This window comes from Lacrimispora xylanolytica, from assembly GCF_026723765.1.
Taxonomy (GTDB): domain Bacteria; phylum Bacillota; class Clostridia; order Lachnospirales; family Lachnospiraceae; genus Lacrimispora; species Lacrimispora xylanolytica.
Genome location: NZ_CP113524.1, coordinates 2,120,865 through 2,147,718 on the forward strand (window position 1 = coordinate 2,120,865; position 26,854 = coordinate 2,147,718).

Below are 26,854 nucleotides of genomic sequence, written 5' to 3' on the forward strand. Positions count from 1 at the left end.
GAAAGAAGCCCTTTAAAGGTAAGAAAACAACAAAATCAGACATAAAACTATGGCAAATGTTACATGGTTAAACGATTAATAATTTGGATTAATTATGCAAAAATACTTTACAGAATAATTGGTATGTGATAATATGCAAATATATCCAGTAAAAACATCTTTCTATAAGCATTTAAAGTGGCTATATTAATGAATAGCCAATAATTTTTACTAATCATATTAAACGTTTAATATGATTAAAAAGCGGAAAAGAGATGAAGGAGAAAAAGAACGGTATACCTTGAAATGACGATGAATGCGGAGGGAAAGATTGTTTAGAAAGAAGCAGGATCACGAAAAGGAGGATTCGAAATGAAAAAACGGGGATTAGCAGCATTGTTATGTGCAGTATTGGCAGCCACTACGATTGCAGGTTGTAGTTCTGCAACGGGGAATTCGGCATCTACGGAAAAAGGAGTTTCATCTGCGGGGAAAAAAGCCATGGAAGTAGGGGGAGATAATGTAACCACATTAAATGTATGGACGTTTATTGAACTTCATCAGGATTTCTATGTCGCGATGGCGGAGAAGTGGAATGAAGCTCATCCAGATAAAAAGGTGAAGCTGGTCTTAAGCAACATGCCTTATGATGACATGCATAACAAATTGTCTCTTGCACTGGAATCAGGGGAAGGGGCTCCTGATATTGTGGATATCGAGCTTGGAAAGTTCCCGGCATATATGGTTGGGAAAATAGGGCTAATGGAGCTGAATGATGTGATTGCACCTTATAAGGACAATATTGTTAAGTCCAGATTAGATATTTACTCCAAGGATGGAAAAGAATATGGCCTGCCAACCCATGTAGGAACTACCGTAGCATTTTATAATGAAAAACTGCTTAATGATGCGGGCATCAACTATAAGGATATTAAGACCTGGGATCAGTTTAAGGAAGCTGGTGTAAAATACCATGAAGCCACCGGTAAGTACTTCGCCTGTGTCGAGACTTCTGCCCAGTGGATGGTAAATCTGATGCTGGCCCAGAAGGGTGGGGATTACATTGATAAGGATGGTAAGCTTAATATTGCAAGCAAAGAAATGGAAGAAGTATTGGAATACATAAAAGGAATGCAGGAAACGGGTGCATTTGCAACGATTCCTGGAGGACAGCCGGATAATGAAGAGGCATATCCTTTCTATAATTCCGGAGATTATGCGGTTCAGATCATGCCTTTCTGGCAGACATCAAGATTTGTAAATTACATGACTGATATCAAGAAGCAAGTAGCCATTGCACCCGTACCTGTCTTTAGTGAGAGCGATGGTGAGGTTGCCACAATCGGCGGTGGTGGAACTGGTACTGCAATTATTAAAAGCGGAAAGAACGCTCAGCTTGCTGCAGAGGTTATGGCTTTTATTAAGCTTTCCGAAGAATCCAACAAGGAAGTCTGGAATGTGTTAGGCTTTGACCCTGTTAATACGGCTGTATGGAATGACACCTCCCTGACACAGAACCCTGATAACAAATTCATTCAGTACTTTACAAATTATCCATTTGATACACTTATAAAAACCAAGGACAGCATAGGGATCCTGCAGGCTTATACGGATGAAAAGTATCCATCCATTAATAACGAATTCTGCAATGTCACTTTAAACAGTATTTTTGAAGATGGTATGGATGTGAAGGAAGCACTTCTTCAGTCACAGCAGACCCTTGACAATGAATTCAAAGAAAAGTGATAACTAAGCCGGGCTGCGGGTGGTCAAGTGCCCTTTCGCAGCCTGTTACTTTTGTCCAACGAAAAATGGGGTAAGATAAATGAAAAAATTCTTTTATTCTAAAAAAATAGCTCCCTATGTGTTTATATGTCCTTTTGTAATCACTGTGCTGCTGTTCTGGCTGGTACCCATAGGTAACGGCGTGCTTTTAAGCTTTCAGGATGTGCTGAAAGAGCAATGGGTTGGATTTGACAATTATTCCAGGCTCCTTACGGATACCATATTTTTAAAAGCATTATGGAACAGCTTTAAATATATGGTGGGAACCTTGCTTCTTCTCATTCCATTTCCCTTATTATTTGCCTCATTGCTCAATAGTAAGCTGATGAAAAAAGCAGACATATTCAAATCCATCTATTTCATTCCGGCTTTGACCTCTGTGGTGGTGGCTGGTACTATTTTCCGGCTGATGTATGGGGAAGCTTCCACGTCATTATTTAACCAGGTCCTGGGATACTTCGGTATAGGGCCCATAAAGTGGCTCAAAGGAGCGGGAACCAGTTTCTTCGCCCTTCTTTTACTGGCATGCTGGAGATGGACCGGGGTAAATATTCTTTATTTTCTTGCCGGTCTTCAAAGCATTCCCTCTGAACTATATGAGGCAGCCTCCATTGATGGCGCTTCCAAGTGGCAGCAGTTTAAAAAAATATCCATGCCTCTGGTGAAACCAACTACGGTTTATGTACTTACTATCAGCATTTACGCAGGCTTATCCATGTTTATTGAGAGCAGCATGTTGTTTAAGGGCAATAACTCCCCCAATAACATAGGACTGACGATTGTTGGTTATCTCTACCGGCAGGGAGTGGAGAAAAGGGCTTTAGGCTATGCCTGTGCAGTGGGATTCATTCTTTTGTTCGTTGTTATGGCGGTCAATATCGTACAGTTAAAGATTACGGGAACCTTTGAAGAGGGGAGAGAATGATATGAACAAACAAGGCAGTGAAAAATTACATAGCAGCAGGGGACGGAAACGTTATGCTTCCGTAGCGCTTATCATTTTATTTTCCATTCTGGCTCTTCTTATCATTCTCCCTATCTGGGTGATGTTTGTAGCCAGCTTTAAACCGGGCAGTGATCTTTTGCAGTATGGTCTTAATCTCGATATCAATGTTTCCAGAATGAATCTTGATAATTACATTCTGTTATTTACCGGGCAGCATGAATACTGGAAATGGTTTTTTAACAGCATTTGCCTCACAATAATAACTGTTTTAAGTACTCTGATCATCAGTGCCTTTGTAGGCTATGGCTTTGCTGCTTATGAGTTCAAGGGAAAAAAGTTCTTGTTTCTCCTTGTGCTTTTAATTCTTTCCATTCCTCTGGAGGTAGTAATGCTTCCGCTATACAAGCAGATGTCTGCCTGGAAGATGATGGACAGCTTTACAGCCGTGGTCCTTCCATTCGTTGCCCATGCCTCGACTATATTCTTCTTTCGTCAGTATTTGGTCAGCATTCCCCAGTCCCTGTTAGAAGCCGGAAGAATCGATGGAGCTACGGAGTATGGAATCTTTTTCCGGCTGATCATCCCTCTTATGAAGCCGGCCTTTTCTGCTATGGCAATCTTAAATGGAATGAATGCGTGGAATAATTATCTGTGGCCGCTTTTGGTAATCCGCTCTTCTGAAAAGTATCCTTTGACATTAGGACTTAATACACTCATAAATCCGTATGGAGATAACTACAGCCTTCTGGTGGTTGGCTCTGTGTTTTCCGTAATACCAATATTTATACTCTTTGTGGCATTCCAGAAATACTTTATAGAAGGAATGATGGCAGGAGCCGTGAAAGGATAAAGGTAATTTTAAATGGACAAAAATAATTACAGAAAGACCCTCTATAATGAACCGTTTATACGCAATCGGGCAGATCCTTACATATACCGCCATGTGGATGGCACCTGCTATTTTACTGCTTCCGTCCCTGAGTATGACAGAATTATACTTCGCCGTTCCAGTACTTTGTTAGGTCTGAAGGACGAAAGGGAAATTACGGTCTGGGAAAAACACAAAAAGGGAATCATGGGAGCACATATCTGGGCACCTGAGATTCATTATATCAATGGAGGCTGGTATATTTATTTTGCAGCAGGGGAAACAGAAAATATCTGGGAAATCCGTCCCTATGTTCTGGAGTGCCTGGATGAAGATCCCATAACCGGAGAGTGGAAGGAACTTGGGATGATGGAGCCCTTTGATGAATATACCTTCCGGGACTTTTCCCTGGACATGACAGTATTTGAGCACAAGGGTGCCTGGTACTGTGTCTGGGCGGAAAAGGTCAGTTCAGGGAAAAAGATATCAAATCTCTATATTGCGGGAATGGAGTCGCCGTGTAAACTGTCTACAGAGCAGGTGACCTTGTCCGCCCCTGATTACGATTGGGAGAGGGTAGGCTTTTGGGTCAATGAAGGGCCTGGAGTATTAAAGCATGAGGATAAGATTTATATTACGTATTCCGCAAGCGCAACCGGAGAATGTTACTGCATGGGAATGCTTAGCATTAAGGCCGATGAAAATCTTATGGATAAAAATGCGTGGAAAAAGGAACGGACGCCTGTATTTCAAACGGATAGAGAAAATGGAATCTTTGGTCCTGGTCATAATACCTTTGTAAAGGATGATGATGGAAACAGAGATATTATGGTTTATCATGCCAGACAGTACGATGAGATTACAGGTGACCCCCTTTATGATCCCAACCGTCATACTTATTTAATGGAAGTTGGCTGGAATCAGGGAAAGCCGGTATTTGATGTTGAGCATAATATGAAGCCGTAATAAATGATTAACTTTATTCATAAAGAAAGATTTTTGCCTGTAAGCTTGATGAAAGACAGGAGTGACGTTATAATAGAAGCGTTACATAGACCATAGATATATATTGATACAGAACGGAGGAAACTATGGCTGTCAGACAGATAACAGGCAGACGCTTGAACCAGTATGCAAAAGACTACGTGGTATTTGATTTGGAGACCACTGGGATCAGTGCGCAAGAAGATTCTATTATAGAAATATCAGCAATCAAGGTAAGAGATCATAATCCAGTGGAGGAATTTACTGCTCTTATAAATCCAGGCACTCATATACCAGTGGGAGCGACGAATGTTAACGGCATTACAGATGACTTGGTAAAGGATGCGCCGAAGCTTACAGAGGTGCTTCCCAATTTCCTTTCTTTTATTGAAGGGGACGTTTTAGTAGGACATAACATCCAGTCCTTTGACCTTCCGTTTATTTACCGGGCAGCAGAGGAACTCCTTGAAAAAGAGGTTCCCAATGATTATATCGATACGTTACATATGGCCAGGGAATGTCTTCCTATGTTAAGGAGATATCGATTGGTGGATATCTCAGAATATTTTCAGATTGAAACCAAAGGAGCCCATCGTGCGTTAAATGACTGCATTATGAATCAGCAGTGCTATGAACAAATGGGAAGGCTTATAAAAGAGACCACAGTAGAAATCTGTCCACAGTGTGGTGGCGAATTAAGGCGACGAAGCGGAAGATTTGGAGATTTCTATGGTTGTACCAATTATCCAAGCTGCCGCTTTACAAGAAACGTATAATCAAGGTTTGGTTTTGGAAAGGTATGGCGAATGGAATTTTCTATCGAAAGGGCTTATTTAAATGAGTCTCAGGTTCTGGCTGAAATCATCGAATCTGCTTTTCGGGAGATAGAAAGAAAAGAGTGGTTCGTTGCAGATGACTCAGAAAGCATTTGGCGTCTGCTTCAGGAAGAAAAAGGGATAGCCTATAAGGCTGTGGAAAAAAGTACGGGAGCTGTGGCTGGAGTTTTAATTGCAGCTATGTATGGAATGGGAGAAGAAAACCTTGGTCATGATATCGGCCTGCCAAAAGAGGAATTAAAAACAGTGGCTCATATGGAGTCTGTAGCAGTTCTTCCCGAATATCGGGGATATGGGCTTCAATATTTCCTCATGCAGGAGGCGCAGAAGGAACTGATCGTACGAGGGTTCCGTTATTTCATGTGCACCATTCACCCGGATAACATCTACAGTAAGTCCAATGCAGTACGCCAGGGCTATGAGGTTGTTATGACGAAAGAAAAATACGGTGGTTACATAAGAGATATTCTTTTGAAAAAACTGGGTTAAATAAGAAGATGTGTTACAAAAAGCAAGCCCCCGGCGAAGCACCTTAAATATAAGATGCTCTTCGGGGGTGTTTTTTATTTTGTATATTTTTCTTCACAGTACATGCATCGATAGGTTTCTTTTCCTTCATCAGCAAGATAGAAAATATGAGGCAGTCCCTGTTCAATAGAAGTAATACAACGCGGGTTCTTGCATGGTATCACATTGGTGATTTTTTGAGGCAGGCTTAAAGATTTCTTTTCAGCGATCTGGTTATCCCGGATAATGTTAACGGTAATATTATGATCAATGTATCCAAGGATATCTAAATCAATATGGTTTAATCCGCCTTCTATTTTAATAATATCTTTTTTTCCCATCTTATTACTTTTGGCGTTCTTTATAATGGCTACCTGACAGTCCAGCTTGTCCAGACCAAGATGATAGTAAATCTCCAGACTTTTCCCTGCTTCAATATGATCCAGTACAATTCCTTCTTTTAATCCGCTGATATTTAACATGATTTTTCTACCTCCAGTAAAGTCATAATCAGAGCCATTCGCACGTATACGCCGTACTGTGCCTGTTTGAAATAAGCGGCTCTTGGATCCTCGTCTATTTCCACAGAAATTTCATTGACTCTGGGAAGGGGGTGAAGAACATACATATCTTCTTTTGCCAGCTTCATTTTCTTCTTGTCCAGGATATAGCAGTCTTTTAAACGAATGTAATCCTCTTCATTAAAGAAACGTTCCTTCTGGACACGGGTCATGTAGAGAATGTCAAGGTCTGGCATGGCATCGTCAAGGCTGTCCATTTCCATAAATTCAATGTTGTTGGCCCGAAGCACATCTTCCCGGATGTATTCAGGTACACGAAGTTCTGGGGGAGAAATTAAGATAAATTTGATGTTCTCATATCGAACCAGAGCGTTGATGAGAGAGTGGACGGTACGGCCAAATTTAAGATCGCCGCAAAGCCCAATGGTTAAATCATGAAGGCGGCCCTTTAAAGAGCGAATGGAAAGCAGATCGGTAAGTGTTTGAGTGGGATGCTGATGGCCACCATCTCCGGCGTTAATCACTGGTATTCCGGAATGAGTAGCTGCCACTAAGGGAGCACCTTCCTTTGGATGTCTCATGGCACAGATGTCTGCGTAACAGGAGATGACTCGAATGGTATCGGAAACACTCTCGCCTTTTGCGGCAGAACTGGAATCAGCAGAAGAAAAGCCCAGTACACTACCCCCCAGATTCAGCATAGCAGCTTCGAAACTTAAACGGGTTCTTGTACTTGGCTCATAGAATAATGTAGCTAATTTTTTTCCATCGCATACGTGGGAATATTTTGGAAGATTATCTTCGATGTCTTTTGCCAGATCTAAAAGTTGTCCGGTTTCTTCCACACTAAAATCTAACGGGTTAAGTAAATGTCTCATAAGAATCTCCTTTATCCACTGAGTTATGGTTTCAAATTCTATCCCATTATATAGTATTCATTGGAATATTTCCACACTTTTTTGCGATTTATGGTATAATCTTTTTTAGTCGAATTTCTAGAATAATTTTCCATATTTGGTGTAAGGAATATGTAAGGAAGATTAAGAAAATATAGTAAGACCAGAAATGGTTACTTGTTGTATAATGTGTATGCAAAAGAAAGTCAGGAGGTAACTGTATTGGCTGAAAATAAGACGCCTATGATTGAAGTGAAAAATCTATACAAGGTGTATAAGGTAGGAGATACCAAGGTTTATGCGCTGAACGGTGTCGATTTTACGATATATAAAGGTGAGTTTTGTGCCATCGTGGGGCCATCTGGTTCCGGCAAATCCACTCTTCTTAATATGATGGCAGGACTTGAAAAGCCCTCTAAGGGAGAGATTGTCATCGGTGGGAATCACATTGAAAAGCTTTCAGAAAATAAGTTGGTTGCATTTCGAAGAAAGCATGTTGGATTTATCTTTCAGTCTTATAATCTGATTAAAACCATGAATGCAACAGAGAACGTTGCCCTTCCCCTTTCCTTTCGGGGAGTTCCAAAGAAGATCAGAAACGAAAAGGCTTTAAAATATATAAAACTGGTGGGGCTTGAAAAGCAAAAGAAGCATATGGCAAATGAGATGTCTGGAGGACAGCAGCAGCGAGTCGGCATTGCCAGGGCACTAGCCATGGATCCTAAAATCATCTTTGCAGATGAGCCCACTGGAAACCTGGATTCAAAGACAACGAAGGAGATTCTGGGACTCATGCAAAAGATTGTACGGGAACAGAATCAGACCCTTATTATGGTTACTCATGATAATTACATAGCAAAATTTGCAGACAGACAATTCCACATTGTAGATGGAAAAATATTTAAAATAGAGGAGCAGCATCATGAAGATACTGAGGAGGAAATCAGAGATGAAGAAGTTTAAAAGGGGGGCAGTGTTACTTCTTGCGGTTCTTATGATGATTGCATCGGTACCTGGCGCAGTGTTTGCACAGTACGATGTCAGTCAGAATACGTACATAGATGCAAAGACCACTCCTTCCGGAAAGACAGGAGAAAGGACTACCTTAAATCTGATCTTTACCAATAAATCAAGTCAGGATTTAAAAGGTGTCACGATTATGTTTGACAAAGGTGTGGCTCAGGAAGAATTTGAAGCCACCTCAGATGCGGCAGATGAGACGACCACTGTCAGCATCGGTTCCATGTTCCCATTTGAGATTACCTCAAGTACTTTTGACGGAAAGCTCTTAGGAACGGTGAAACAGGGCGATTCCAAAAGCTTTTCCCTTTCTGGAAGAGTAAGACGTGATTTGTCTGAAGGCTATTATACCGTACCTCTTTTAGTGAAAGCGGATGGGAATGAATTCAGACGTGAAAAAGTAAATATCTGGATTACAAAATCCACTGGTACCACAGCGTCAGGCAGTAACCAGGGTACGATACAGTTTGAGCTGGGAGAGAACCAGAGTACTCCATTTGGAGTCTATCCCGATGTTATGAATTACAATATGAATGTCCGCAATGCTTCCGATATTACAGCCTTCGATGTGAATATCCGTATGAAAGTAGATCAGGACAGCACTAAATTTCCTTTTGACATAAATGACGGAAACTATACAAAGCATTACGACCGGATCGGTGGGGGGCAGAATATTGAAATCCCTTACAGCATGAGTATTCGCAAAGACGTTTACAGCGGCTATTATCCCATAGCCTTTGTGATTGAGTACCGTGACAGTACAGAGGGAGATATTCAAAAGGCCGAGGGAACGTTCTTTGTTAAGGTTCAAAACAAGGAAAAGGAAAGCGATACGAAGGAATTTAATGCCAATGACCGTTCCAAGGCAAGGCTGATTGTAGATGGATTCCAGACCAACCCGGAAACCGTATATGCCGGTGATGAATTTGAGCTTACCCTTCATATGAAAAACGCATCAGAAAACGTTGCAGCCAGCAATATTCTTTTTAGCCTGGAATCAGAAAAGGTAACGGAAAGTGCGGTATTTACCACGGATTCCAGTTCTCCCTCTGTAGTCGTTAACTCTCTTGGAGCAGGTCAGGTAACTGATGTCAAGGTAAAGCTTCGGGCAGGTGCCTGGGTGGACCAAAGGACCTATGCCATAACCATAACCGAGAAATACGACAGCCCTGAGTTTAAGAATGCAGAAGAAAAAGTGGTTGTAAATATTCCTGTCAGACAGACACCACGTCTCAATACAGGAACCATAGAGGTTTCCCCGGATTCTGTTAATGTAGGATCAGAGACCAATGTCATGTTCCCAATTAATAATACCGGTAAGGTTCTTTTATATAATGTTATGGTGAATTTCGTCGGAGATTCTATCCAGCAGACCAGCAGCTATGTAGGAAATATAAAACCGGGTGAGACCGGGAATGTGGATGCTATGATCTCAGCCATTGCTCCAACGGCTGACGATGGAAGAATCAAGGTTCTCATTACCTATGAAGATGAAAATGGAGCTGTTAGTGAGCCTTTAGAGAAAGAAATAACCTTAATGGTATCAGACGCTCAGGAAACTGATTTTGGAGAAGAAGATCCAGGCGCACTGCCAACGGATATGGAACCTCAAGGATTTGCCAAGTACCGGAATGTAATCGTTGCTTCTGTGATTGTAGTCCTGGCCGTAGGGATTATCGGCGGAGTGATTGTATTCAAAAGGCTGAAAAAGAAAAAAGAAGCGGAAGCGTTAGATGAGGAAACAAATCATGAGATTTAGTGATTTGCTCTCCATGAGTGCAAATAATTTAAGACGGAGAAAACTAAGGACATTTTTGACGGTTTTGGGAGTCTGGATCGGAACGGCTTCCATTGTAGTTATGGTCTCCTTAGGAATCGGTTTTAATCAGCTAACCATGGACCAGATTGCTTCTTACGGCAGCCTTACGGAAATATCCGTATATTCCGGTGAACGGATGAATCAGGACAGCAAGGATTCCAAATACATGACTGATGATGTGATCCGGCAATTTGAAAAAATTGAACACGTGAAAGCGGTTTCCCCGCTATTGCAGGTAAACGTACTGATGAAGCAGGGAGCTTATGAATCCAATACTACCATTACAGGTGTCACCCAGGAATATATGAAGGATATTCCTCTGAAAGAAGGGCAGATCCCGGAAGCAGGTGATAATGAGCTAAAGATGGTGGTGGGAAATATGGTCATAAGAGACTTTTATAATCCCAAAAGCTCTAACCGTATGTTTGGTGATACCAGTAACCTTCCGGATATTGATTTTATGAACCGGCCCATGTTTGTAATCTTTGATATGGATGCTTACTACCAGGCTCAAAACGGAGGAACTGCTTCCGATGGGAAGACTCCTATAAAACCTCCAAAGAAATATCTGTTGCACACCAGCGGATTGGTGAAGGGCACGCCGGAAGAATATAATAACTACAGTTATAGTGTATATGTAGACATAGATACCTTAAAAACCCAGTTAAAACAAATTTTCAAGAAAAAACCCATACCAAATCAGCCAACCACAAAGAAAGGAAAGCCTTACAACTATTTTATCTATAATCAGTCTGTGATCCAGGTAGATGATATGAAGAATGTTGCTCTGGTTCAAAAGGCAGTCTCTGATATGGGATTTCAGGCAAACTCTAATATGGAGTGGCTGGAGCAGTCCCAAAAGCAGGCTAAGATGGTTCAGGCGCTTTTAGGCGGTATCGGTGCGGTTTCTCTGTTTGTTGCTGCTATCGGTATTGCAAATACCATGATGATGTCCATTTATGAAAGAACCAAGGAGATTGGTATTCTTAAGGTGTTGGGCTGTGATATGAATGTAATCAGAAACATGTTTCTATTAGAATCAGGTTTTATCGGCTTTTTCGGAGGTGTGGCAGGCATTGCCTTCAGCTATGGAATTTCTTTCCTGATCAATAAGTTTTTGGCCAGCCGGTTCATGCCGGATATGCCAGGTGATCTGTCACAAATTCCCATATGGTTATCCACAACTGCCATCGGCTTTGCTATTTTTGTAGGAATGGCGGCAGGCTTCTTCCCGGCATTAAGGGCCATGAAGCTCAGTCCCTTGGCAGCCATTCGGAATGAATAATGGATTGAAAAAAATACTTGCTTTTTAACCTTTTATAAGATATGATGATTTACAAGGTACGTGCGACTGACGGATCAGTGGAATTAACCACAGGGAGCACGATACAATTTGAAGCCGACCGTCTGGGCACCGCTATGGGATGCCCAGGCGGTTTTTTGCGTGTAAATGACGAAGGAGGAACAAATGCTATGAATTTGATTTCTTTAAAGGACGAATTAAAGAACAATTCTTATCCCGGAAGAGGGATCGTAATCGGAAAGACCCCGGATGGGACAAAGGCAGTGGCTGCTTATTTTATTATGGGAAGAAGTGAAAACAGCCGTAACCGGATATTTGCTCAGGAAGGACAGGGAATTCGTACTCAGGCATTTGATCCCTCTAAGCTGACAGACCCCAGTTTAATTATTTATGCTCCAGTAAGAGTTCTTGGAAATAAGACCATTGTAACAAACGGTGATCAGACAGATACCATTTACAATGGATTGGATCATAAGCTCAGCTTTGAGCAATCCCTTCGTTCCAGAGAATTTGAACCGGACAGCCCCAACTATACCCCTCGCATTTCAGGGATTATGCATTTAGAAGAAGGTGAATTTCACTATGACATGTCCATCTTAAAAAGTAATCATGGAGATCCCAGGGCCTGTAACCGCTATACCTTTTCTTATGAAAATCCGCTGGCTGGAGAGGCTCACTTTATTCATACCTACATGCAGGATGGAGAACCCCTTATAAGCTTTCAGGGGGAGCCAAAGCTGGTTGAAGTACTTGATGATATGGATGCATTTACAGAGCTTGTTTGGGATAGCCTAAATGAAGAGAATAAGGTATCCCTGTTTGTCAGATATATTGATATTAAAACAGGGGCGTTTGAGTCGAGAATCGTAAATAAAAACAAATAACAGGAGCGCAAAGGATGAACGAGCTGGAATTAAAATATGGTTGTAACCCGAATCAGAAACCATCCCGTATATTTATGCAGGACGGGAAAGAACTGCCGATTCAAGTTTTGAGCGGCCGCCCCGGATATATTAATTTCCTGGATGCTTTTAATGGCTGGCAATTGGTAAAAGAATTGAAAGAGGCCACCGGACTTCCGGCAGCAGCTTCCTTTAAGCATGTTTCTCCCGCTGGAGCTGCGGTAGGTCTTCCTCTTAATGATGTATTGTCAAAAATCTACTGGGTAGAAGATATGAAGGACTTATCTCCATTGGCCTGTGCCTATGCAAGAGCAAGAGGTGCTGACCGTATGTCTGCCTTTGGGGATTTTATTTCCTTATCTGATATTTGTGATGTGGATACTGCCAAAATCATTAAGCGGGAAGTATCCGATGGTGTTATTGCCCCTGGATTTGAGCCTGAGGCATTGGAAATTTTAAAGGCCAAAAAGAATGGTAATTATAACGTAATTCAGATCGATCCTGATTATGTACCAGAGCCTCTTGAAACGAAACAGGTGTATGGAGTTGTGTTTGAGCAGGGAAGAAATGAACTGAAAATAGATGGAGAGCTGTTAAAGGACGTTGTTACTAAGAATCAGGAGATTCCGGATTCCGGGAAAATGGATCTTATTATCTCTCTCATAACCTTAAAATACACCCAGTCAAACTCCGTTTGCTATGCAAAAGGGGGACAGGCCATTGGAATTGGGGCAGGGCAGCAGTCAAGAGTCCATTGTACCAGACTGGCAGGAAGCAAGGCTGATAACTGGTTTCTGCGACAGGCACCCCAGGTATTAGAGCTGCCATTTGTGGATGAGATCCGCCGGGCAGACAGAGACAATGCCATTGATATTTATATTGGTGAGGAATATATGGATGTCCTGGCTGACGGAAGATGGGAAAGTATTTTTAAAGTGAAGCCTCCTGTATTTTCCTCTGAGGAAAAAAGGGCCTGGCTGGATCAGCTTTCGGGGGTTTCGTTAGGCTCAGATGCATTTTTCCCATTTGGGGACAACATAGACCGGGCTTATAAAAGCGGGGTCAAGTATGTGGCCCAGCCTGGCGGTTCCGTTCGGGATGATCAGGTAATTGAAACATGCAACAAATATGGAATGGCAATGGCATTTACCAAAATCCGCCTGTTTCATCATTAGAATATTAAAAAAATCGGACAGAGACTCAGGCAGACCATAGAGTTCTCTTGCCCGATTTTTTTGATCTTTCCTTGATTATGAGGAAAAAGAAGTACCAGCCAATATTTATTGTAAAAGCACTTTCATGGAAAGGGCAGCATAAAATGAGAGTAAGTAAGTTTAAGGTGGCTTTCTTTGAAAACTTTTCCCAAACCTTTAACTGCACGAGAGGAACGAGAGTGTCTGGAACGATACCAGGAAGGGGATCAGGAGGCGAGAGCCACACTCATTGAGCGAAACATGCGTCTGGTTGCCCATGTGGCGAAAAAATATCAGAATACGGATTACGACATGGAAGATCTCCTATCCGTAGGAACGATCGGTCTGATTAAAGCCGTGAACACCTTCCATCCGGATAGAGGCTCAAGGCTGGCTACCTATGCAGCCAAATGTGTGGAAAATGATATCCTATCATAACGGCTCACAGGCATAGAAATTTCCAGTTTTTACCGATTATACTTGCAAGGCTTAACATGCTTGTTATAATGGAATTATGATTATGTAATGTATGGAGAAAGGGGATTATATGAAAAATCAGATCATGTTACAGACTCCTCCCATGGGTTGGAACAGCTACGATTATTATGATACGACCGTAAATGAGGATCAGATCAAGGCCAATGCAGACTATATGGCAGCACATTTAAAGGATTTTGGGTGGGAATACATTGTAGTGGATATTCAGTGGTATGCTTACGGGGCAGGAACCAGGAGGGACAAGTACCAGTACATACCCTTTGGGAAAGTGGAAATAGATGAATATTCCAGACTGATTCCCTGCTCAGAGCGTTTTCCATCATCAGCCGGGGGAAATGGGTTCGCCCCTCTGGCTCACTATATCCATAAGCTGGGACTTAAATTTGGCATTCATATCATGCGTGGAATTCCAAGAATTGCTGCACATACCCATGGAAAGCTTATGGGAACGGATAAGACGGCCAATGAAATAGCGGATCCCGGGTCTGTGTGTTCCTGGAATCCTGATATGTATGGTGTGATACCTGGCGTAGAAGGGGCTCAGGAATATTACGACTCCATCATAGAACTTTATGCCAGCTGGGGCGTGGACTTTATAAAATGCGATGATATATGCCGAATGGATGTCCCGTCAGCAAAGCAGGAAATAGTAATGCTTCATAAGGCCATCAAAAAGTGCGGCCGCCCTATGGTGTTAAGCCTTTCTCCAGGCCCTGCACTGATTCATGAATCATGGCATTACAGTACCTATGCAAACATGTGGCGTATTACCGATGATTTTTGGGATGATTGGAAATACCTTCTTCCCATGTTTGAGCGCTGTGAAATCTGGCAGAACCATGTGAGCGAAGGAAATTATCCAGATTGCGACATGCTGCCTGTTGGAATGATCGGCAAAGGATTTGGTCAGGAACGGCCTACGAGATTTACCAGAGAAGAACAGATTACCATGATGTCGCTTTGGTGCATGTTCCGGTCACCGCTTATGATTGGTGGAGAATTGACGCTCCTTGATGACTGGACCCTTAAGCTGTTGACGAATAAGGCGGTCTTAAAGCTTTTAACTGATTCAGAAGGTGCCAGGCAGTTATGGAGAGATGACCATCATTGTCTCTGGCTGAGTCATGATAAAACAGATGAGACACAATACCTTGCTGTCTTTAATCTTTCCAATGAAGAACGCCCCATCTTAATAGAAGCAGATATGGCAGGCCTTTCAAGCTTCTGCGGTCTTACCCTTACAGAGCTATGGACGGGTAAGAGTAAATCTTTAGAAGAAAAAGATATGTCCATTACTCTGCCCGGACATGGAGCTGCCATCTATCGATATCACCCATAATTTAGAATCATCCTTTTACTCCCTGTAAGAGGATGATTTTTTATTGAGAAAACAGAAAAATAGGGGGTTAAATTTGTACTTACCACATATATTGAATCAAGCAATGCTTAAAATTCCCCACTTGGTCAAGCAATAAACGATACATATAGTTATAATCCTGTATAATTTTTATGGAGGTGTTCATATGGAAATGGAACTGGTACTAGATTTTGTAGGCAAAGGCTTGAGAAAAATCAATTCAGATGTGGAGAAACTGCGTTCTGATCAGTTTAACCGTGAAGATATACTGGATACTCTAAGCAGTGAGATCGTTATGCTGGAAAGCCACATTCAATATTTTAATCAGCTTATCCAGCCAGTATATCAGGAGGAGAACAACGGAACTCAGCCTCAGGGGGGAAGTCAGCCCCAGGAAGGAAGTCAGCCCCAGAACGGAAGTCAGCCCCAGAACGGAAGTCAGCCCCAGGAAGGAAGTCAGCCCCAGGAAGGAAGTCAGCCCCAGGAAGGAAGTCAGCCCCAGAATGGGACCCAGCCCCCAAATGGCACCCAATCCCCTAATGGGACTCAGCCGCAGAACGGAGAGGAATCTGAAAATGGCACGGAACCAGAGGAAGGTACCCGGGAATTTACTTTGGAAGAACTGGCACAATACAACGGAAAAGATGGTCAGCCTGCTTATGTAGCGGTAAACGGAGTGGTATATAATGTTACTGACAATCCTTTATGGGCAGGAGGGAGCCACTTTTTTGGACTTACAGCAGGGAGAAATTTGACCAGTGAGTTTCAGATGTGTCATCCAGGAGCCATGGTATTAAGCGTGCTCCCGATTGTAGGCACTCTTGTGACACCTCAAATGAGCTGATAAGATATGAAAATGCCATCCTATCATACCCTTTTAAGAACCTGGGTATGATAGGCTTTTGCTTATCCTTTATTTGTATCAGGATTAATTTCCTTCCATATAGCTTGTTTCTGATAAATTGGACAAGAAAGCTGTTTTAAGCACTGTAAGACAGCCTGGCTGTGAACCATGGCTGCTTTTTTTTCCAGATCCTTTTGGTCTTCTTCTGTCTCAGGACGATAAACGATGATATTCATAATAAGTCTTCCGGAACGATAGTCTATATATTGTATGAGGTTCTGCGTGTCCGGTATGTGCCTGGAGTGGATTATGGAATGCAGAGTATTTTGTTAAGGGGTGTAATGAATGGAAAAAGTGAAAGATCAATTTGCAATATATTCAAGAAAATCAAAATTCACCGGAAAAGGGGAGAGTATCGGGAATCAGATTGAATTATGCAGGCAGTATCTGTGCAGCCATTATGGAGAAAGCTATGGGGAAAATGCCTATGTTTATGAAGATGAAGGTTTTTCTGGAGGAAACCTGGACCGGCCTCAGTTTAAAAAGATGATGCAGGAGGCAAAAAAGAAACGATTTACTGCAATTGTCTGTTATCGTCTTGATAGAATCAGCCGTAATATTGGCGATTTCGCAAATCTGATTGAGGAATTGAATGAGATGCATATTTCCTTTATTTCAATCAAGGAACAGTTTGACACCTCTTCCCCAATGGGAAGGGCCATGATGTATATAGCCTCTGTATTCTCCCAGCTGGAGAGAGAGACTATTGCAGAGAGGATCCGGGATAACATGCATGAACTGTCAAAAAGCGGAAGGTGGCTGGGCGGAACGACTCCGACTGGTTATAAGTCTCAAAGTGTTAAAACCCTTACAGAAGAGGGGAAGGTTAAAAAAGCATATCAGTTAAGGCTCGTTCCTGAGGAAGCCAAGCTTGTTCGCCTGATATATGAAACGTTTATGGAAACAGGATCTCTAACACAAACGGAAACGTATCTGATTCAAAATGGATATAAGACCAAATATAACCGGCTGTTCAGCCGCTTTGCCATTAAGGCAATTCTTAGGAATCCTGTTTATATGACAGCTGATATGGAGGCCTATGATTATCTGAAGAAAAAAAAGGTGGATTTATTTGCGGAAAAGGAAGAATTTAATGGCCAATTTGGTGTTATAGCATACAATCGTACCCTTCAAAAGCCTGGAAAAGCTCATGAGATGAGAGAGATGGATGAATGGATTGTCGCCGTTGGAAAGCATGAAGGCCTTATTCCTGGGGCCATGTGGGTCAAGGTTCAAAAGCAGCTTGACCGGAATAAATCTAAAAATTATAGAAAACCAAGGAGCAATGTGGCCCTGATGTCCGGCCTTTTATACTGCAGTGAATGCGGAGATTATATGAGGCCAAAGCTATCCGGCCGTTTCAATCAGGAGGGAGAACAAATTTATTCCTATTTGTGTACCATGAAGGAAAGAAGCCGAATGAAATGCTGCGGCATGAACAATCCAAACGGAAATCTTCTTGATCAGATGGTATTAGAGGAAATTAAAAAGATAGCTGAGAATAAGGAGGAATTGGCACTACAGTTAAATCAATATGAAAAACTTCTTGACGAGGGCCGTCAGGAATCAGAAGCAGATATATTGCGTCTGAATGAGGAAATTCTACATTTGGATGAAGAAATTTCCGGTCTTGTTGCCTCTTTGAAAAAAGCAGGAGGAACAGCGGCAGAAGAATATATAGTTGCCCAGATTGAAGAGCTTCATCAGAGGAAAGAGGAAATAAGCAGCCATTTAGAAAGGCTTAAGGTATCCTTAATCAACCAGGAGCTTTCCGACGGGGAGGCAGAGCTTGTTAAAAAAACATTATCTTCCTTTTCAAACACTCTGGACACCATGGATGTGGAGCAGAAGCGAATGGCAGTCCGGGCATTTATAAAGAGAGCCGTGTGGGATGGAAAAAACATACATTTATATTTTATAGGGTCAGAAGAGCCGTCAGGAGAGTCTAGCAAATGAAATCCTTATGCTCCTTCGTGCGAATAAAAAATATTCAAAAGAGGTTTCTTTGTATGAACCCATAGGCGTAGACAAGGATGGAGAGACTGTAAGTCTTGTAGATGTGATTGAAGTGGAAAATAAAGAGACACTGGAAACCATTATTTTAAAGCAGGATATCAAGGAATTGTATCAGGCTTTTGACAGTTGTTTAAAAGACAATGAAAAAACAATCATTGGCATGCGGTATGGGCTTCACGGAGGAAAGGAGTATACCCAGAGAGAAATTGCTGATCTCATGGGAATATCCCGATCTTACTCCGCTGTCATAATAGGGATAAAAAATTAATAATAATTATTTGGCAATAGAATCTAATAAAAAGAGAATAATTTGTATCATTTTGTAAAAACAAAGAATCAATCCTCTGATTATTTAAGGAAAACAGAAAAAACTTGCATAATAATTTTGTACATGTTAATATGAATGTGTAAATATTTACCAATTAACTGTGATGATGTTACATATCAGATATTTTGAGGGGAGATTTATATGCATTAGACTTAAACTAGTTAGATTCGCTCAGGTGTGATATCTAGCGTTGTCCAACTAATAAGGGGGATTTAGTATGAAACGAAACGTAAGATTTCTACTGACATCTGCATTGGTACTGACCGTAGGGTTATTAAAGTTTACCAACGTTTATGCCCAGGAGACGACATCAGCAAACATAGTTGATGTGAAAGCGGCAGCTTATGCCGGGAATGTATACCTTACCTTTGATGACGGCCCGAATAATGCAACTTCACAAACTTTAATATCCAATCTTAAGAAAGCTGGATGCTACCAGGCAACATTATTTGTCTGGGGAAACAAAATTGCCGGCAATCAGGCTGCATGGAATGCCTATGTAAACTCAGGCTTCAGCCTTCAAAATCACAGCTGGACTCATTCTCAGATGAGCAGCTGGAGCTATCAGCAGGTTTATAACGATTTCCAGAAATGCAACCAGGCCATTCAAAACGCTGGTAAGCCAAGGCCAACCAAGGTGAGATTACCCTATCTTTACAACAATAATACCATCACTCAGGCATGTTCCGCATTAGGCTTATCCATTGTTACTCCGACTGTCTATACAAGCGACTGGGAAGGCGCGAGTACACAGACAATTATCAACTCCTGTAATAATTTAAGGGCTGGCGGAAATCCTCTGATGCATGATGCCTATCAGACGACACTTCAGGCACTTCCGACAATCGTTAATAATTTAAAAAATCGTGGCTTCGGTTTTGCGCAGTATTAAGCTAGGATTGTACATAACTTATACACGCTGCCTGTTTTCTTGGGCAGCGTTTTTATTCACTACATGAAAAAAGGGGTAAATATGAAGAAAAAGCTTTGGCTGCCTTTATTGCTTCTTTTTCTGCTGATTGCTGTATCTTTTGTATATTTCAGGAAAGAAGCATCGAGGACATGGGAGCAGGCCAATGGTCCATATGGAGGATATATCTTATGCATGGCAGCTGAGAAGGAAAAGGTTTTTGCGGGAACGCAAGGAAGCGGTGTCTTTGTCTCCACCAATGAGGGGGCTGGCTGGAAAGCTGCGAATGATGGCTTAGACAGCGATCATGTATATTCCCTGGCCATTAGCGGGACAATGATATTTGCAGGAACCAGCGCGGGCATCTATTCCTCACCAATGGATGAGATACGCTGGCAAAGTGTAGATTCTAAGTATCAGGATGTTATGGTCTATTCCATTGCAGGAACAGATGAGAAGCTCTATGCAGGAACCAGCAAAGGCATTCTATATTCTGCAGATCATGGCATAAACTGGAAAGAGATGAACGAGGGTTTAACTTCAAGCAATGTAAATTCAATAGTCGTAAGTGGTACAGACTTATTTGCAGGAACAGAGGAAGGCGGTATCTACCGGTCTTCTGATCAAGGCGATCATTGGATACAGGTCAATAATGGCCTGACCAATCTGCAAGTCACTTCTCTTGCAGCAAGCAATTCTGCAATCTATGCCGGTACTCTTGGAGGAGGTATATTTATGTCTGATAACAATGGAGAGAGCTGGCAGTCCTTAGACATGGGAGAGACCAGTAAAAATGTCAATTCCTTATCCATAAAGGAAACCAATGTTTTTGCAGGAACAGAGGAAGGGATATTTCTTTTTGACGGCACTGGCTGGAAGGCGGTTAATAATGGTCTGACCAATCATTATGTATATACTTTGATTGCAGATGATTCCTGTATTTATGCCGGAACCAACGGAGGAGGAGTATTTGTCTCTCTTGATGATGGGGAAAGCTGGAATAAAATCAATGAAGGATTGATGAACACTCATATCAGTTCTTTTGCCTCTCATAACAAGGAAGTTTATGCCGGCACCAGCGGCGCAGGTGTCTTCGTTTCTCAGGATGGGGGACTGAACTGGAAGGAAGCTGGAGCAGGATTAACTAATCCCTTTGTTTTTTCTCTTGCGATTAATGATACAGGTATTTTCGCAGGCACAAACGGCGGTGGAATCTTTTTATCCACAGATCAGGGAAAAACCTGGAATGAGATGAATTCCGGGCTTACCAATAAGTTTGTCTATTCTATTGCAATCAATGGCAATGATATCTTTGCTGGTACCTTTGGAGGCGGCATATTCCGTTCCAGTGATAATGGAAACAGCTGGGAAAGTGTTAACCAGGATATCACCAATTATTATATTAGCTCTCTTGCGGTAAGCGGCAAGGAACTTTATGCCGGCACTTTTGGCAGCGGAGTGTTCCGGTCATTTGACAATGGAGAAAACTGGGAGGAGGTTAACAATGGAATCACCAATGCCCAGATCTTTTCACTGACCGGCAATGAGTCCTTTATTCTGGCAGCTACACCGGGGGATGGTGTATTTCTATCTACAAACAAAGGAGACAGCTGGAAGCCGGTCAATTCAGGTTTAACCAGTGGAAATATCAATGCCCTTGCTGTCAGTAAATCAGCTGTTCTTGCAGGCACTTATGGTGGCGGTATGTATCATTCTTTTGATGAAGGGAAAAACTGGAGTGATTTCAATGCCGGTCTGGAGTCCATAGATGTTTATTCTATTTTAATCGGAGATAATAATGTATTAGCCGGAACCAGCGGAAAAGGTGTCTGGACACGGTCTGATAAATAAGTTGAATCTGCTGTATATTCCTTTCGTCTTTAAAGCGACGGGAGAATATACAGCTTTTTTATTATATAGGAAAGAGCACTCCCTGCAGGATGCACATGACGCTTAAGAGGAAGATGTCACTAAAGTGACGGCGCGTCAGCACCAGAGTCTGATAAGTCAGACTCTTTCTTGTGTACAAGGAGCTTGTGATAGCATAGGACAATCCGGGAACTGCATACATTGAAACTGTAACTGAGATGAGAGGAAGAATGGAATTGCCCAGCAAAGAAATACCAGATGATTCAGAGTTTCGTAAAGAAGATCTTGTTGACATCAGTTCAGTTCAAATTGATACGAATCTGCCAAAGGAAGAACGAATCCAAAGCTTTTTAAAACAGATTAAAAATCCATACTTATTCCGTTATGGAGATATGGTAATTCATTCTGTTTTTTCAGAGACAGAGGTTACATTGGATGAGAGACTAAAACAATACTTTCGGATAGAAAGCAGGTAAAGGATTGGAATGAAAAAGCAAAAACAAGGTTTTACACAGGTGCGTGTTATGAGATTATATGATATAAAATACATAGGGATAATATGGAACCGCCTGGGTTTTTGCTGATACAGTGAATGCTTAGGAGGTTTTTTTGTGGAATCAATTCAGGAAAACAGAATATATCACGGCGCTATATATATCCGGTTATCCAAAGAAGATGGAGATAAACAGGAAAGCAATAGTGTTGGAAATCAACGGGAGTTGATTCTTTCATTTTTAAAAACGAAACCAGAAATAGTGGTATGCTCGGAACGCATCGATGATGGTTATAGTGGGGTATCCTTTGAACGGCCTGCGATCAAAGCGTTATTTGAAGACATAAAGGCAGGAATCATTGATTGTGTCATTGTAAAGGATTTATCCCGCTTCGGCAGAAATTATATAGAAACAGGAAGATACATAGAACAGGTCTTTCCTTTTTTAGGGGTCAGATTCATAGCCATTAATGACGGATTTGACAGCAAAATATCACAAAGTCAAACGGATGGAATTATAATTCCTTTTAAAAATCTAATGAACGATGCCTATAGCCGTGACATTTCCGTAAAAGTAAGGAGCCAGATAAAAGTCAGATATTCCCGGGGCGAATATATCGGTGCCTTTCCAGTTTATGGGTACGTCCGTTCAAAGGAGGATAAACATAAGCTGGTAATTGATGAGTTTGCAGCAATGACAGTGCGTGATATTTTTAAATGGAAAATCAAGGGGTACAGCAACCAGAAGATTGCAGAGCGTTTGAATGCAGCAGGAATATTATCACCTCTGGAATATAAGCGGATGCTAGGCTGGGCATTCAGTACAACCTTTAAGCTTAAGCCCGTAGCCAAATGGTCAGCCCAGGCCGTAAGCCGTATTTTGGAAAATGAGATATATACGGGCAACATGGTTCAGGGAAAGGAAAGCTCTCCTAATTATAAGGTGAAAAAGAAATTCAAAAAACCAAGATCAGAATGGGCAATTGTGGAAAACACCCATGATGGAATTATTACAAAAGAAGACTTTTTCCTTGTCAGACGAATCATTTCTACAGATACCAGAACAGCTCCGGAGCAAAAAGAACTATATCTTTTTTCCGGCATATTAACATGCGGGGAATGTGGAAAAAGCATGATACGAAGACCAGTAAAATCTGGTGGTAAGACATACATCTATTATATATGCAGAACAAACAAAATAGATAAAACAAGATGCAGCAACGCAAACAGGATTGGTGAGCTTCGACTTAAGGCCTGTGTTCAGGAGGTCATAAGGCAGGAAATTAATATCTTCAGTAAGGCAGACGACATCCTTACCTATATGGATACCCTTCCAGGGAAAGATAATGAGGTTACAAAGTATTGTAAGCGATTGGAAAAGAAACGAGAAGAGTATGAGTATTACCAGAACCTGATTATGGGGTTATATGATGATTATAAAAAAGAGATTTTAAACAGGGAAAATTATAATAGTATGAAATCCGTCTATGAAACAATCATAGACGAGATTTGCCAGACCATAGGAGTATTGGAAGAAGGTTTAAAAGAACTTTTAGAAAATAATAATTCCAAGAATCAATGGCTGGAAGAATTCAGAGACATAAAGAACATCACAGAGATCAATCGTTCTCTGCTTCTTTTTTTCGTAAAAGAGATTGTGGTATCAAATAAGAACTATATCCAGATTATTTTTAATTTTAGGAATGAAATTACGGTACCCATGGGAGTTGAAGGAGATGGCCAGAACAAATAGAAACAATCAGGAGGTTTTAAAAGAGACCGTTGAAAAAAACTTTTTAACAGCCATTTATGCCCGCCTTTCCATAGAGGACAATGGGATTGACAGTGATTCCATTGAAAATCAGGTGTACTATCTAGAAAAATATGTGAAGGAGCATAAAGAACTAAAGCTTATTTCCACTTACTGTGATAATGGATTGACAGGAACCAATTTTGACAGGCCAGGGTTTCATGCCATGCTTGATGATATCAAAAGCAGTAAGATTAATTGCGTGGTTGTGAAAGATCTGTCCCGGTTTGGAAGAAATTATATGGAGACAGGGAACTATCTGGAGAATATTTTCCCTTATTTAGGAGTGCGTTTTATATCTGTGAACGATTCTTACGACAGCCAGAAGGCAACGTCCAACGAAGGGCTCTCCCTTTCCCTTAAAAATGTGTACCATCATATTTATGCAAAAGACATTTCTAAAAAAGTCTGTACCTTACTTGATGTGAAGAAAAAGAAGGGACTGTTCTTGGGGAGATTTGCTCCTTACGGGTATAAAAAGTCAGACATGAATCCACGTCAGCTGGAGATAGAAGAAAAAACAGCTTCTGTGGTGAGGGAAATTTTTTTCCTTAGAATGAGTGGGCTGGGGGCTGTAAAAATAGCCAGAAAGTTAAATGACAATGGTATTCCATGCCAGACAAGAAGACTTTATCATATGGGATTATTAAAAGGGACCAGCGGTGAAGCCAATGCACTCTGGTCTGGCTCTTCTATTGTAAGTATTCTTGAAAATCCCGTTTACTGTGGCTGTATGGTGGAGCGTAAAACGGAGCAGTCCTATTACAAAGGCGGCAGAAAGCAAATGATTCCCAAAGACCAATGGAATTATATTGAAAATACCCATGAACCTATTATTGATTGGGAATTGTTTGCAAAAGTCCAGGCTTTATTGGAAGAATCAAGGCAAAGCAGAAAAAATAAAGGAGGAAACCACCGGGAAGATACAGAAAATCCCTTAAAGGGCCTTATTGTATGTGGTTGTTGTCAGGGGAAAATGATACGGGACAGCGGATATTTTAATCAGGATGGAAACTTAATACATCATCGCTTCATCTGCCGGAGAAAGTATTTAAAACAGCTGGGATGCGAGGCAGAAAGTGTACTGGAAGCAGATCTTTTGTCTATGGTGACTGAATCTGTCACAAAGCAGTTAAACGTTCTTGTCAGCCCAGGGTGCCATGAACAGTCTAATATAGTATTTGATACAACCAGGAAGCTGGAACAGAACCAGGCAGCGTTTCTGGGAAGAGATATCAAAGAATTGGAACAGTATCAGAATTATAAACGAGGGCTGTTATCCAAAGAGGAATACGTCAGTATACAAAGAAAATGGGAGGAAGAAAAAGAGATACTTGAGAAAGAGAAGGTAAGGCTAAAGAATCAACAGGCAGAGGAGAAACAAAAGGAGGCGGAACGGATTAAGGCAGATGAAACAAGAGATATGTGGAAATATCTTATCGATAGAATTGTAGTCTGTCAACACTGGGTGGAAATACATTATACCTTCTGTTCCGAATACGATCAGCCCCTTGCTTAAAGGAAAAAGCTGGAAGGTGGTGGTGGAAATAGACGGCCAGAATAACATAGCAATTTATATGCGTATTTCTGATGAGGACGAAGAATTGGAAACTGGTGGGGAAAGCAACAGCATAGCCGGACAGAGAATGCTTCTTATGGATTTTATAAGGAACCGGATAGAATTAAGAGATTATAACGTAATAGAGTTTGTGGATGACGGATACAGCGGAACGAATTTTGACCGTCCAGCGGTTTTGACCTTGCTTGAGATGGCAAAAAGGAAAGAAGTCTGCTGTATCATTGTAAAAGACTTTTCCAGGTTTGGGCGGAATTATTTGGAGGTGGGAAACTATCTGGAACAGATTTTCCCCTTTTTAGGAATTCGGTTTTTCTCTGTGAACGATGGTTTTGACAGCTTTTACAGCGCAGGTGCTGCCGGCGCTCTGGACGTGGGCTTTAAAAATATTATTTATGAGGCATACAGTAAGGATCTTTCCGTAAAAATCAAAACGGTACGAAAATCAAAAGCAGAACAGGGAAAATTTGTGACAGCCTTTGCACCATACGGTTATAAAAAAGAGGAAGGGAATAGAAACCGGCTTATCATAGACCCAGAGTGTGCTCCCATTGTAAGGCGTATCTTTACGCTGTATTTATCAGGTGTAACAAAGACGGAAATTACCAGACGGTTAAATGAGGAGGGGATACCAAGTCCCATGACCATAAGAAAGAGACGCAGAGAACCTTTAAACAGATCAGTCAGCAGTAATTCCTTTCTATGGACAGTAGGAACCGTATCTCATATATTAAGAGATCAAAGGTATACGGGAGATGCTGTTTATGGAAAAGTCAGACCAGAGTCTGTAGGAAGCAAAAAGGAGATTAAGGTTCCTAAGGAACAGTGGATTCTTGTTCCTGATGCCCATGAGGGAATCATTTCCCATGAGGAATATAAGGCCGCGGAAAAGAGGATAAAACATTACAAAAAGAAAGAGAAAGGAATCGGAACGGAAAGCTTATTTGCCAAAAAGATAAGATGCAAAGCATGCAGTCATACATTGACCAAAATAGAAAAGGGCAATAAAATCGGCTATTGCTGTAAAATGGGCAGAAATCTATATAACAGCACATGCTATCAGGGGAGAATTGAGGAACAGCAGCTAAAGAACGTGATTATGAGCAGCTTGCAGAAGTTTGCTTTTATGACCAGTCAACCTCTTAATGAGCAGACAAGGAAAAAACCTGTTACAAGAAACCACATGACTGAAATTAAGACCCTTCAATGTAAGCTTAGTAAACTGGAAGGAAAAAAGTTTTCTCTTTATGAAGCCTACAAAAAGGAGAAGCTTTCCCAATTAACTTTTCAGGAAAAGCTAATTGAACTGGAACATTCCGTTACCATTTTACAAAATCAATACCAAACGCTTATGGAGAATCCGGTGTTGGAAGAGGAGGAGCAATTCAGCGGCTGTTTTCCACTTGATACGTGTAACAGGGCAATGATTGACGGATTGATAGAGAATATTACCGTAGAAAGGAATGGAACTGTTATTATCAGATGGAGATTTATGGAACCATTTATTTGTCCCTAATGAAACAGACGAATATGT

At 41.4% G+C, this 26,854-nt stretch carries 23 protein-coding genes, 2 pseudogenes and 1 riboswitch; of the genes and pseudogenes, 22 read left to right on the forward strand and 3 right to left on the reverse strand.

What is annotated here, in order from left to right; genetic code table 11:
* Positions 1-351 precede the first annotated feature (351 nt).
* From OW255_RS10020 to OW255_RS10045, 6 genes are all read left to right on the forward strand, one after another.
* Positions 352-1,725 carry an ABC transporter substrate-binding protein gene (locus OW255_RS10020; RefSeq protein ID WP_024836056.1) on the forward strand — a complete coding sequence of 458 codons (1,374 nt, stop codon included), beginning with the start codon at positions 352-354 and terminating at the stop codon, positions 1,723-1,725.
* A gap of 79 nt (positions 1,726-1,804) precedes the next feature.
* Complete coding sequence (locus tag OW255_RS10025; protein ID WP_268116498.1) at positions 1,805-2,689, forward strand: carbohydrate ABC transporter permease; 885 nt, start codon at positions 1,805-1,807, stop codon at positions 2,687-2,689.
* 1 nt (position 2,690) lies between these two features.
* Entirely contained in the window at positions 2,691-3,560 is an 870-nt protein-coding gene (locus OW255_RS10030) for a carbohydrate ABC transporter permease (protein ID WP_024836054.1), read from the forward strand.
* A gap of 12 nt (positions 3,561-3,572) precedes the next feature.
* Positions 3,573-4,544 (forward strand): family 43 glycosylhydrolase, encoded by a 972-nt coding sequence (locus OW255_RS10035; protein ID WP_268116499.1) that lies wholly within the window; start codon positions 3,573-3,575, stop codon positions 4,542-4,544.
* Positions 4,545-4,669: 125 nt separating this feature from the next.
* A complete protein-coding gene (locus OW255_RS10040; protein WP_268116500.1) occupies positions 4,670-5,338 on the forward strand; it encodes an exonuclease domain-containing protein in 669 nt (222 codons plus the stop codon).
* Between the two features lie 30 nt (positions 5,339-5,368).
* A complete protein-coding gene (locus OW255_RS10045) occupies positions 5,369-5,887 on the forward strand; it encodes a GNAT family N-acetyltransferase (protein ID WP_024836051.1) in 519 nt (172 codons plus the stop codon).
* Between the two features lie 74 nt (positions 5,888-5,961).
* Here the strand turns inward: OW255_RS10045 and OW255_RS10050 are convergent, their stop codons facing one another.
* Positions 5,962-6,387 (reverse strand): aspartate carbamoyltransferase regulatory subunit, encoded by a 426-nt coding sequence (locus tag OW255_RS10050; RefSeq protein ID WP_024836050.1) that lies wholly within the window; start codon positions 6,385-6,387, stop codon positions 5,962-5,964.
* Positions 6,381-7,304 carry an aspartate carbamoyltransferase gene (pyrB, locus tag OW255_RS10055; protein WP_026890671.1) on the reverse strand — a complete coding sequence of 308 codons (924 nt, stop codon included), beginning with the start codon at positions 7,302-7,304 and terminating at the stop codon, positions 6,381-6,383. Before pyrB ends, OW255_RS10050 begins: the two co-directional genes overlap by 7 nt.
* A gap of 261 nt (positions 7,305-7,565) precedes the next feature.
* Here pyrB and OW255_RS10060 point away from each other — a divergent pair, with 261 nt between their 5' ends.
* From OW255_RS10060 to OW255_RS10095, 8 genes and pseudogenes are all read left to right on the forward strand, one after another.
* Positions 7,566-8,285, forward strand: coding sequence for an ABC transporter ATP-binding protein (locus OW255_RS10060; protein ID WP_035317963.1), 720 nt, complete (start codon positions 7,566-7,568; stop codon positions 8,283-8,285).
* Positions 8,272-10,101: a COG1361 S-layer family protein gene (locus OW255_RS10065; RefSeq protein ID WP_268116501.1), complete on the forward strand. Its 1,830-nt coding sequence runs from the start codon at positions 8,272-8,274 to the stop codon at positions 10,099-10,101. Before OW255_RS10060 ends, OW255_RS10065 begins: the two co-directional genes overlap by 14 nt.
* Positions 10,091-11,446 carry an ABC transporter permease gene (locus tag OW255_RS10070; protein WP_268116502.1) on the forward strand — a complete coding sequence of 452 codons (1,356 nt, stop codon included), beginning with the start codon at positions 10,091-10,093 and terminating at the stop codon, positions 11,444-11,446. Before OW255_RS10065 ends, OW255_RS10070 begins: the two co-directional genes overlap by 11 nt.
* Before the next feature lie 52 nt (positions 11,447-11,498).
* Positions 11,499-11,581, forward strand: a riboswitch (ZMP/ZTP riboswitch).
* A 53-nt stretch (positions 11,582-11,634) separates the two neighbouring features.
* Positions 11,635-12,348 (forward strand): IMP cyclohydrolase, encoded by a 714-nt coding sequence (locus tag OW255_RS10075; RefSeq protein ID WP_268116503.1) that lies wholly within the window; start codon positions 11,635-11,637, stop codon positions 12,346-12,348.
* A 14-nt stretch (positions 12,349-12,362) separates the two neighbouring features.
* Entirely contained in the window at positions 12,363-13,541 is a 1,179-nt protein-coding gene (locus tag OW255_RS10080) for a phosphoribosylaminoimidazolecarboxamide formyltransferase (protein ID WP_024836044.1), read from the forward strand.
* Between the two features lie 174 nt (positions 13,542-13,715).
* A pseudogene (locus OW255_RS10085) lies at positions 13,716-13,991 on the forward strand (sigma-70 family RNA polymerase sigma factor); the annotation flags it as partial.
* A 115-nt stretch (positions 13,992-14,106) separates the two neighbouring features.
* A complete protein-coding gene (locus tag OW255_RS10090; protein WP_268116504.1) occupies positions 14,107-15,396 on the forward strand; it encodes a glycoside hydrolase family 27 protein in 1,290 nt (429 codons plus the stop codon).
* 184 nt (positions 15,397-15,580) lie between these two features.
* On the forward strand, positions 15,581-16,258 hold the full coding sequence (locus tag OW255_RS10095; RefSeq protein WP_268116505.1) for a cytochrome b5 domain-containing protein: 678 nt from the start codon (positions 15,581-15,583) through the stop codon (positions 16,256-16,258).
* Between the two features lie 62 nt (positions 16,259-16,320).
* On the opposite strand, the gene OW255_RS10100 is transcribed toward OW255_RS10095, so the two are convergent.
* Positions 16,321-16,494: a hypothetical protein gene (locus OW255_RS10100; RefSeq protein WP_155857723.1), complete on the reverse strand. Its 174-nt coding sequence runs from the start codon at positions 16,492-16,494 to the stop codon at positions 16,321-16,323.
* A 109-nt stretch (positions 16,495-16,603) separates the two neighbouring features.
* On the opposite strand from OW255_RS10100, the gene OW255_RS10105 reads away from it, so the two are divergent.
* The 8 genes and pseudogenes from OW255_RS10105 to OW255_RS10140 all read left to right on the forward strand — a co-directional run bounded on the left by OW255_RS10105 (position 16,604) and on the right by OW255_RS10140 (position 26,836).
* Positions 16,604-18,274, forward strand: a complete 1,671-nt coding sequence (locus OW255_RS10105; RefSeq protein WP_268116506.1) for a recombinase family protein — start codon at positions 16,604-16,606, stop codon at positions 18,272-18,274.
* Positions 18,270-18,602, forward strand: a pseudogene (locus tag OW255_RS10110) (sigma factor-like helix-turn-helix DNA-binding protein); the annotation flags it as partial. The gene OW255_RS10105 and the pseudogene OW255_RS10110, both read left to right, overlap by 5 nt.
* A 277-nt stretch (positions 18,603-18,879) precedes the next feature.
* Entirely contained in the window at positions 18,880-19,554 is a 675-nt protein-coding gene (locus OW255_RS10115; RefSeq protein ID WP_268116507.1) for a polysaccharide deacetylase family protein, read from the forward strand.
* An 81-nt stretch (positions 19,555-19,635) separates the two neighbouring features.
* Positions 19,636-21,423 (forward strand): WD40/YVTN/BNR-like repeat-containing protein, encoded by a 1,788-nt coding sequence (locus OW255_RS10120; RefSeq protein ID WP_268116508.1) that lies wholly within the window; start codon positions 19,636-19,638, stop codon positions 21,421-21,423.
* Positions 21,424-21,677: 254 nt separating this feature from the next.
* Positions 21,678-21,917 (forward strand): DUF6870 family protein, encoded by a 240-nt coding sequence (locus OW255_RS10125; protein WP_268116509.1) that lies wholly within the window; start codon positions 21,678-21,680, stop codon positions 21,915-21,917.
* A 135-nt stretch (positions 21,918-22,052) separates the two neighbouring features.
* Positions 22,053-23,687 (forward strand): recombinase family protein, encoded by a 1,635-nt coding sequence (locus OW255_RS10130; RefSeq protein WP_268116510.1) that lies wholly within the window; start codon positions 22,053-22,055, stop codon positions 23,685-23,687.
* Positions 23,671-25,263, forward strand: coding sequence for a recombinase family protein (locus tag OW255_RS10135; RefSeq protein WP_268116511.1), 1,593 nt, complete (start codon positions 23,671-23,673; stop codon positions 25,261-25,263). The genes OW255_RS10130 and OW255_RS10135 overlap by 17 nt, the downstream gene beginning before the upstream one ends.
* Before the next feature lie 16 nt (positions 25,264-25,279).
* Positions 25,280-26,836: a recombinase family protein gene (locus tag OW255_RS10140; RefSeq protein ID WP_268116512.1), complete on the forward strand. Its 1,557-nt coding sequence runs from the start codon at positions 25,280-25,282 to the stop codon at positions 26,834-26,836.
* Positions 26,837-26,854: the final 18 nt, after the last annotated feature.

Bases quoted from the DNA above. Each gene is read 5' to 3' on its own strand.
- OW255_RS10050 (WP_024836050.1), bottom strand. From the start codon at position 6,387: ATGTTAAATATCAGCGGATTAAAAGAAGGAATTGTACTGGATCATATT.
- OW255_RS10045 (WP_024836051.1), top strand. From the start codon at position 5,369: ATGGAATTTTCTATCGAAAGGGCTTATTTAAATGAGTCTCAGGTTCTG.
- OW255_RS10120 (WP_268116508.1), top strand. From the start codon at position 19,636: ATGAAGAAAAAGCTTTGGCTGCCTTTATTGCTTCTTTTTCTGCTGATT.
- pyrB (WP_026890671.1), bottom strand. From the start codon at position 7,304: ATGAGACATTTACTTAACCCGTTAGATTTTAGTGTGGAAGAAACCGGA.
- OW255_RS10135 (WP_268116511.1), top strand. From the start codon at position 23,671: ATGGCCAGAACAAATAGAAACAATCAGGAGGTTTTAAAAGAGACCGTT.
- OW255_RS10035 (WP_268116499.1), top strand. From the start codon at position 3,573: ATGGACAAAAATAATTACAGAAAGACCCTCTATAATGAACCGTTTATA.
- OW255_RS10105 (WP_268116506.1), top strand. From the start codon at position 16,604: ATGGAAAAAGTGAAAGATCAATTTGCAATATATTCAAGAAAATCAAAA.
- OW255_RS10020 (WP_024836056.1), top strand. From the start codon at position 352: ATGAAAAAACGGGGATTAGCAGCATTGTTATGTGCAGTATTGGCAGCC.
- OW255_RS10095 (WP_268116505.1), top strand. From the start codon at position 15,581: ATGGAAATGGAACTGGTACTAGATTTTGTAGGCAAAGGCTTGAGAAAA.
- OW255_RS10060 (WP_035317963.1), top strand. From the start codon at position 7,566: ATGATTGAAGTGAAAAATCTATACAAGGTGTATAAGGTAGGAGATACC.
- OW255_RS10080 (WP_024836044.1), top strand. From the start codon at position 12,363: ATGAACGAGCTGGAATTAAAATATGGTTGTAACCCGAATCAGAAACCA.
- OW255_RS10070 (WP_268116502.1), top strand. From the start codon at position 10,091: ATGAGATTTAGTGATTTGCTCTCCATGAGTGCAAATAATTTAAGACGG.
- OW255_RS10065 (WP_268116501.1), top strand. From the start codon at position 8,272: ATGAAGAAGTTTAAAAGGGGGGCAGTGTTACTTCTTGCGGTTCTTATG.
- OW255_RS10100 (WP_155857723.1), bottom strand. From the start codon at position 16,494: ATGAATATCATCGTTTATCGTCCTGAGACAGAAGAAGACCAAAAGGAT.
- OW255_RS10090 (WP_268116504.1), top strand. From the start codon at position 14,107: ATGAAAAATCAGATCATGTTACAGACTCCTCCCATGGGTTGGAACAGC.
- OW255_RS10115 (WP_268116507.1), top strand. From the start codon at position 18,880: ATGAAACGAAACGTAAGATTTCTACTGACATCTGCATTGGTACTGACC.
- OW255_RS10025 (WP_268116498.1), top strand. From the start codon at position 1,805: ATGAAAAAATTCTTTTATTCTAAAAAAATAGCTCCCTATGTGTTTATA.
- OW255_RS10040 (WP_268116500.1), top strand. From the start codon at position 4,670: ATGGCTGTCAGACAGATAACAGGCAGACGCTTGAACCAGTATGCAAAA.
- OW255_RS10030 (WP_024836054.1), top strand. From the start codon at position 2,691: ATGAACAAACAAGGCAGTGAAAAATTACATAGCAGCAGGGGACGGAAA.
- OW255_RS10075 (WP_268116503.1), top strand. From the start codon at position 11,635: ATGAATTTGATTTCTTTAAAGGACGAATTAAAGAACAATTCTTATCCC.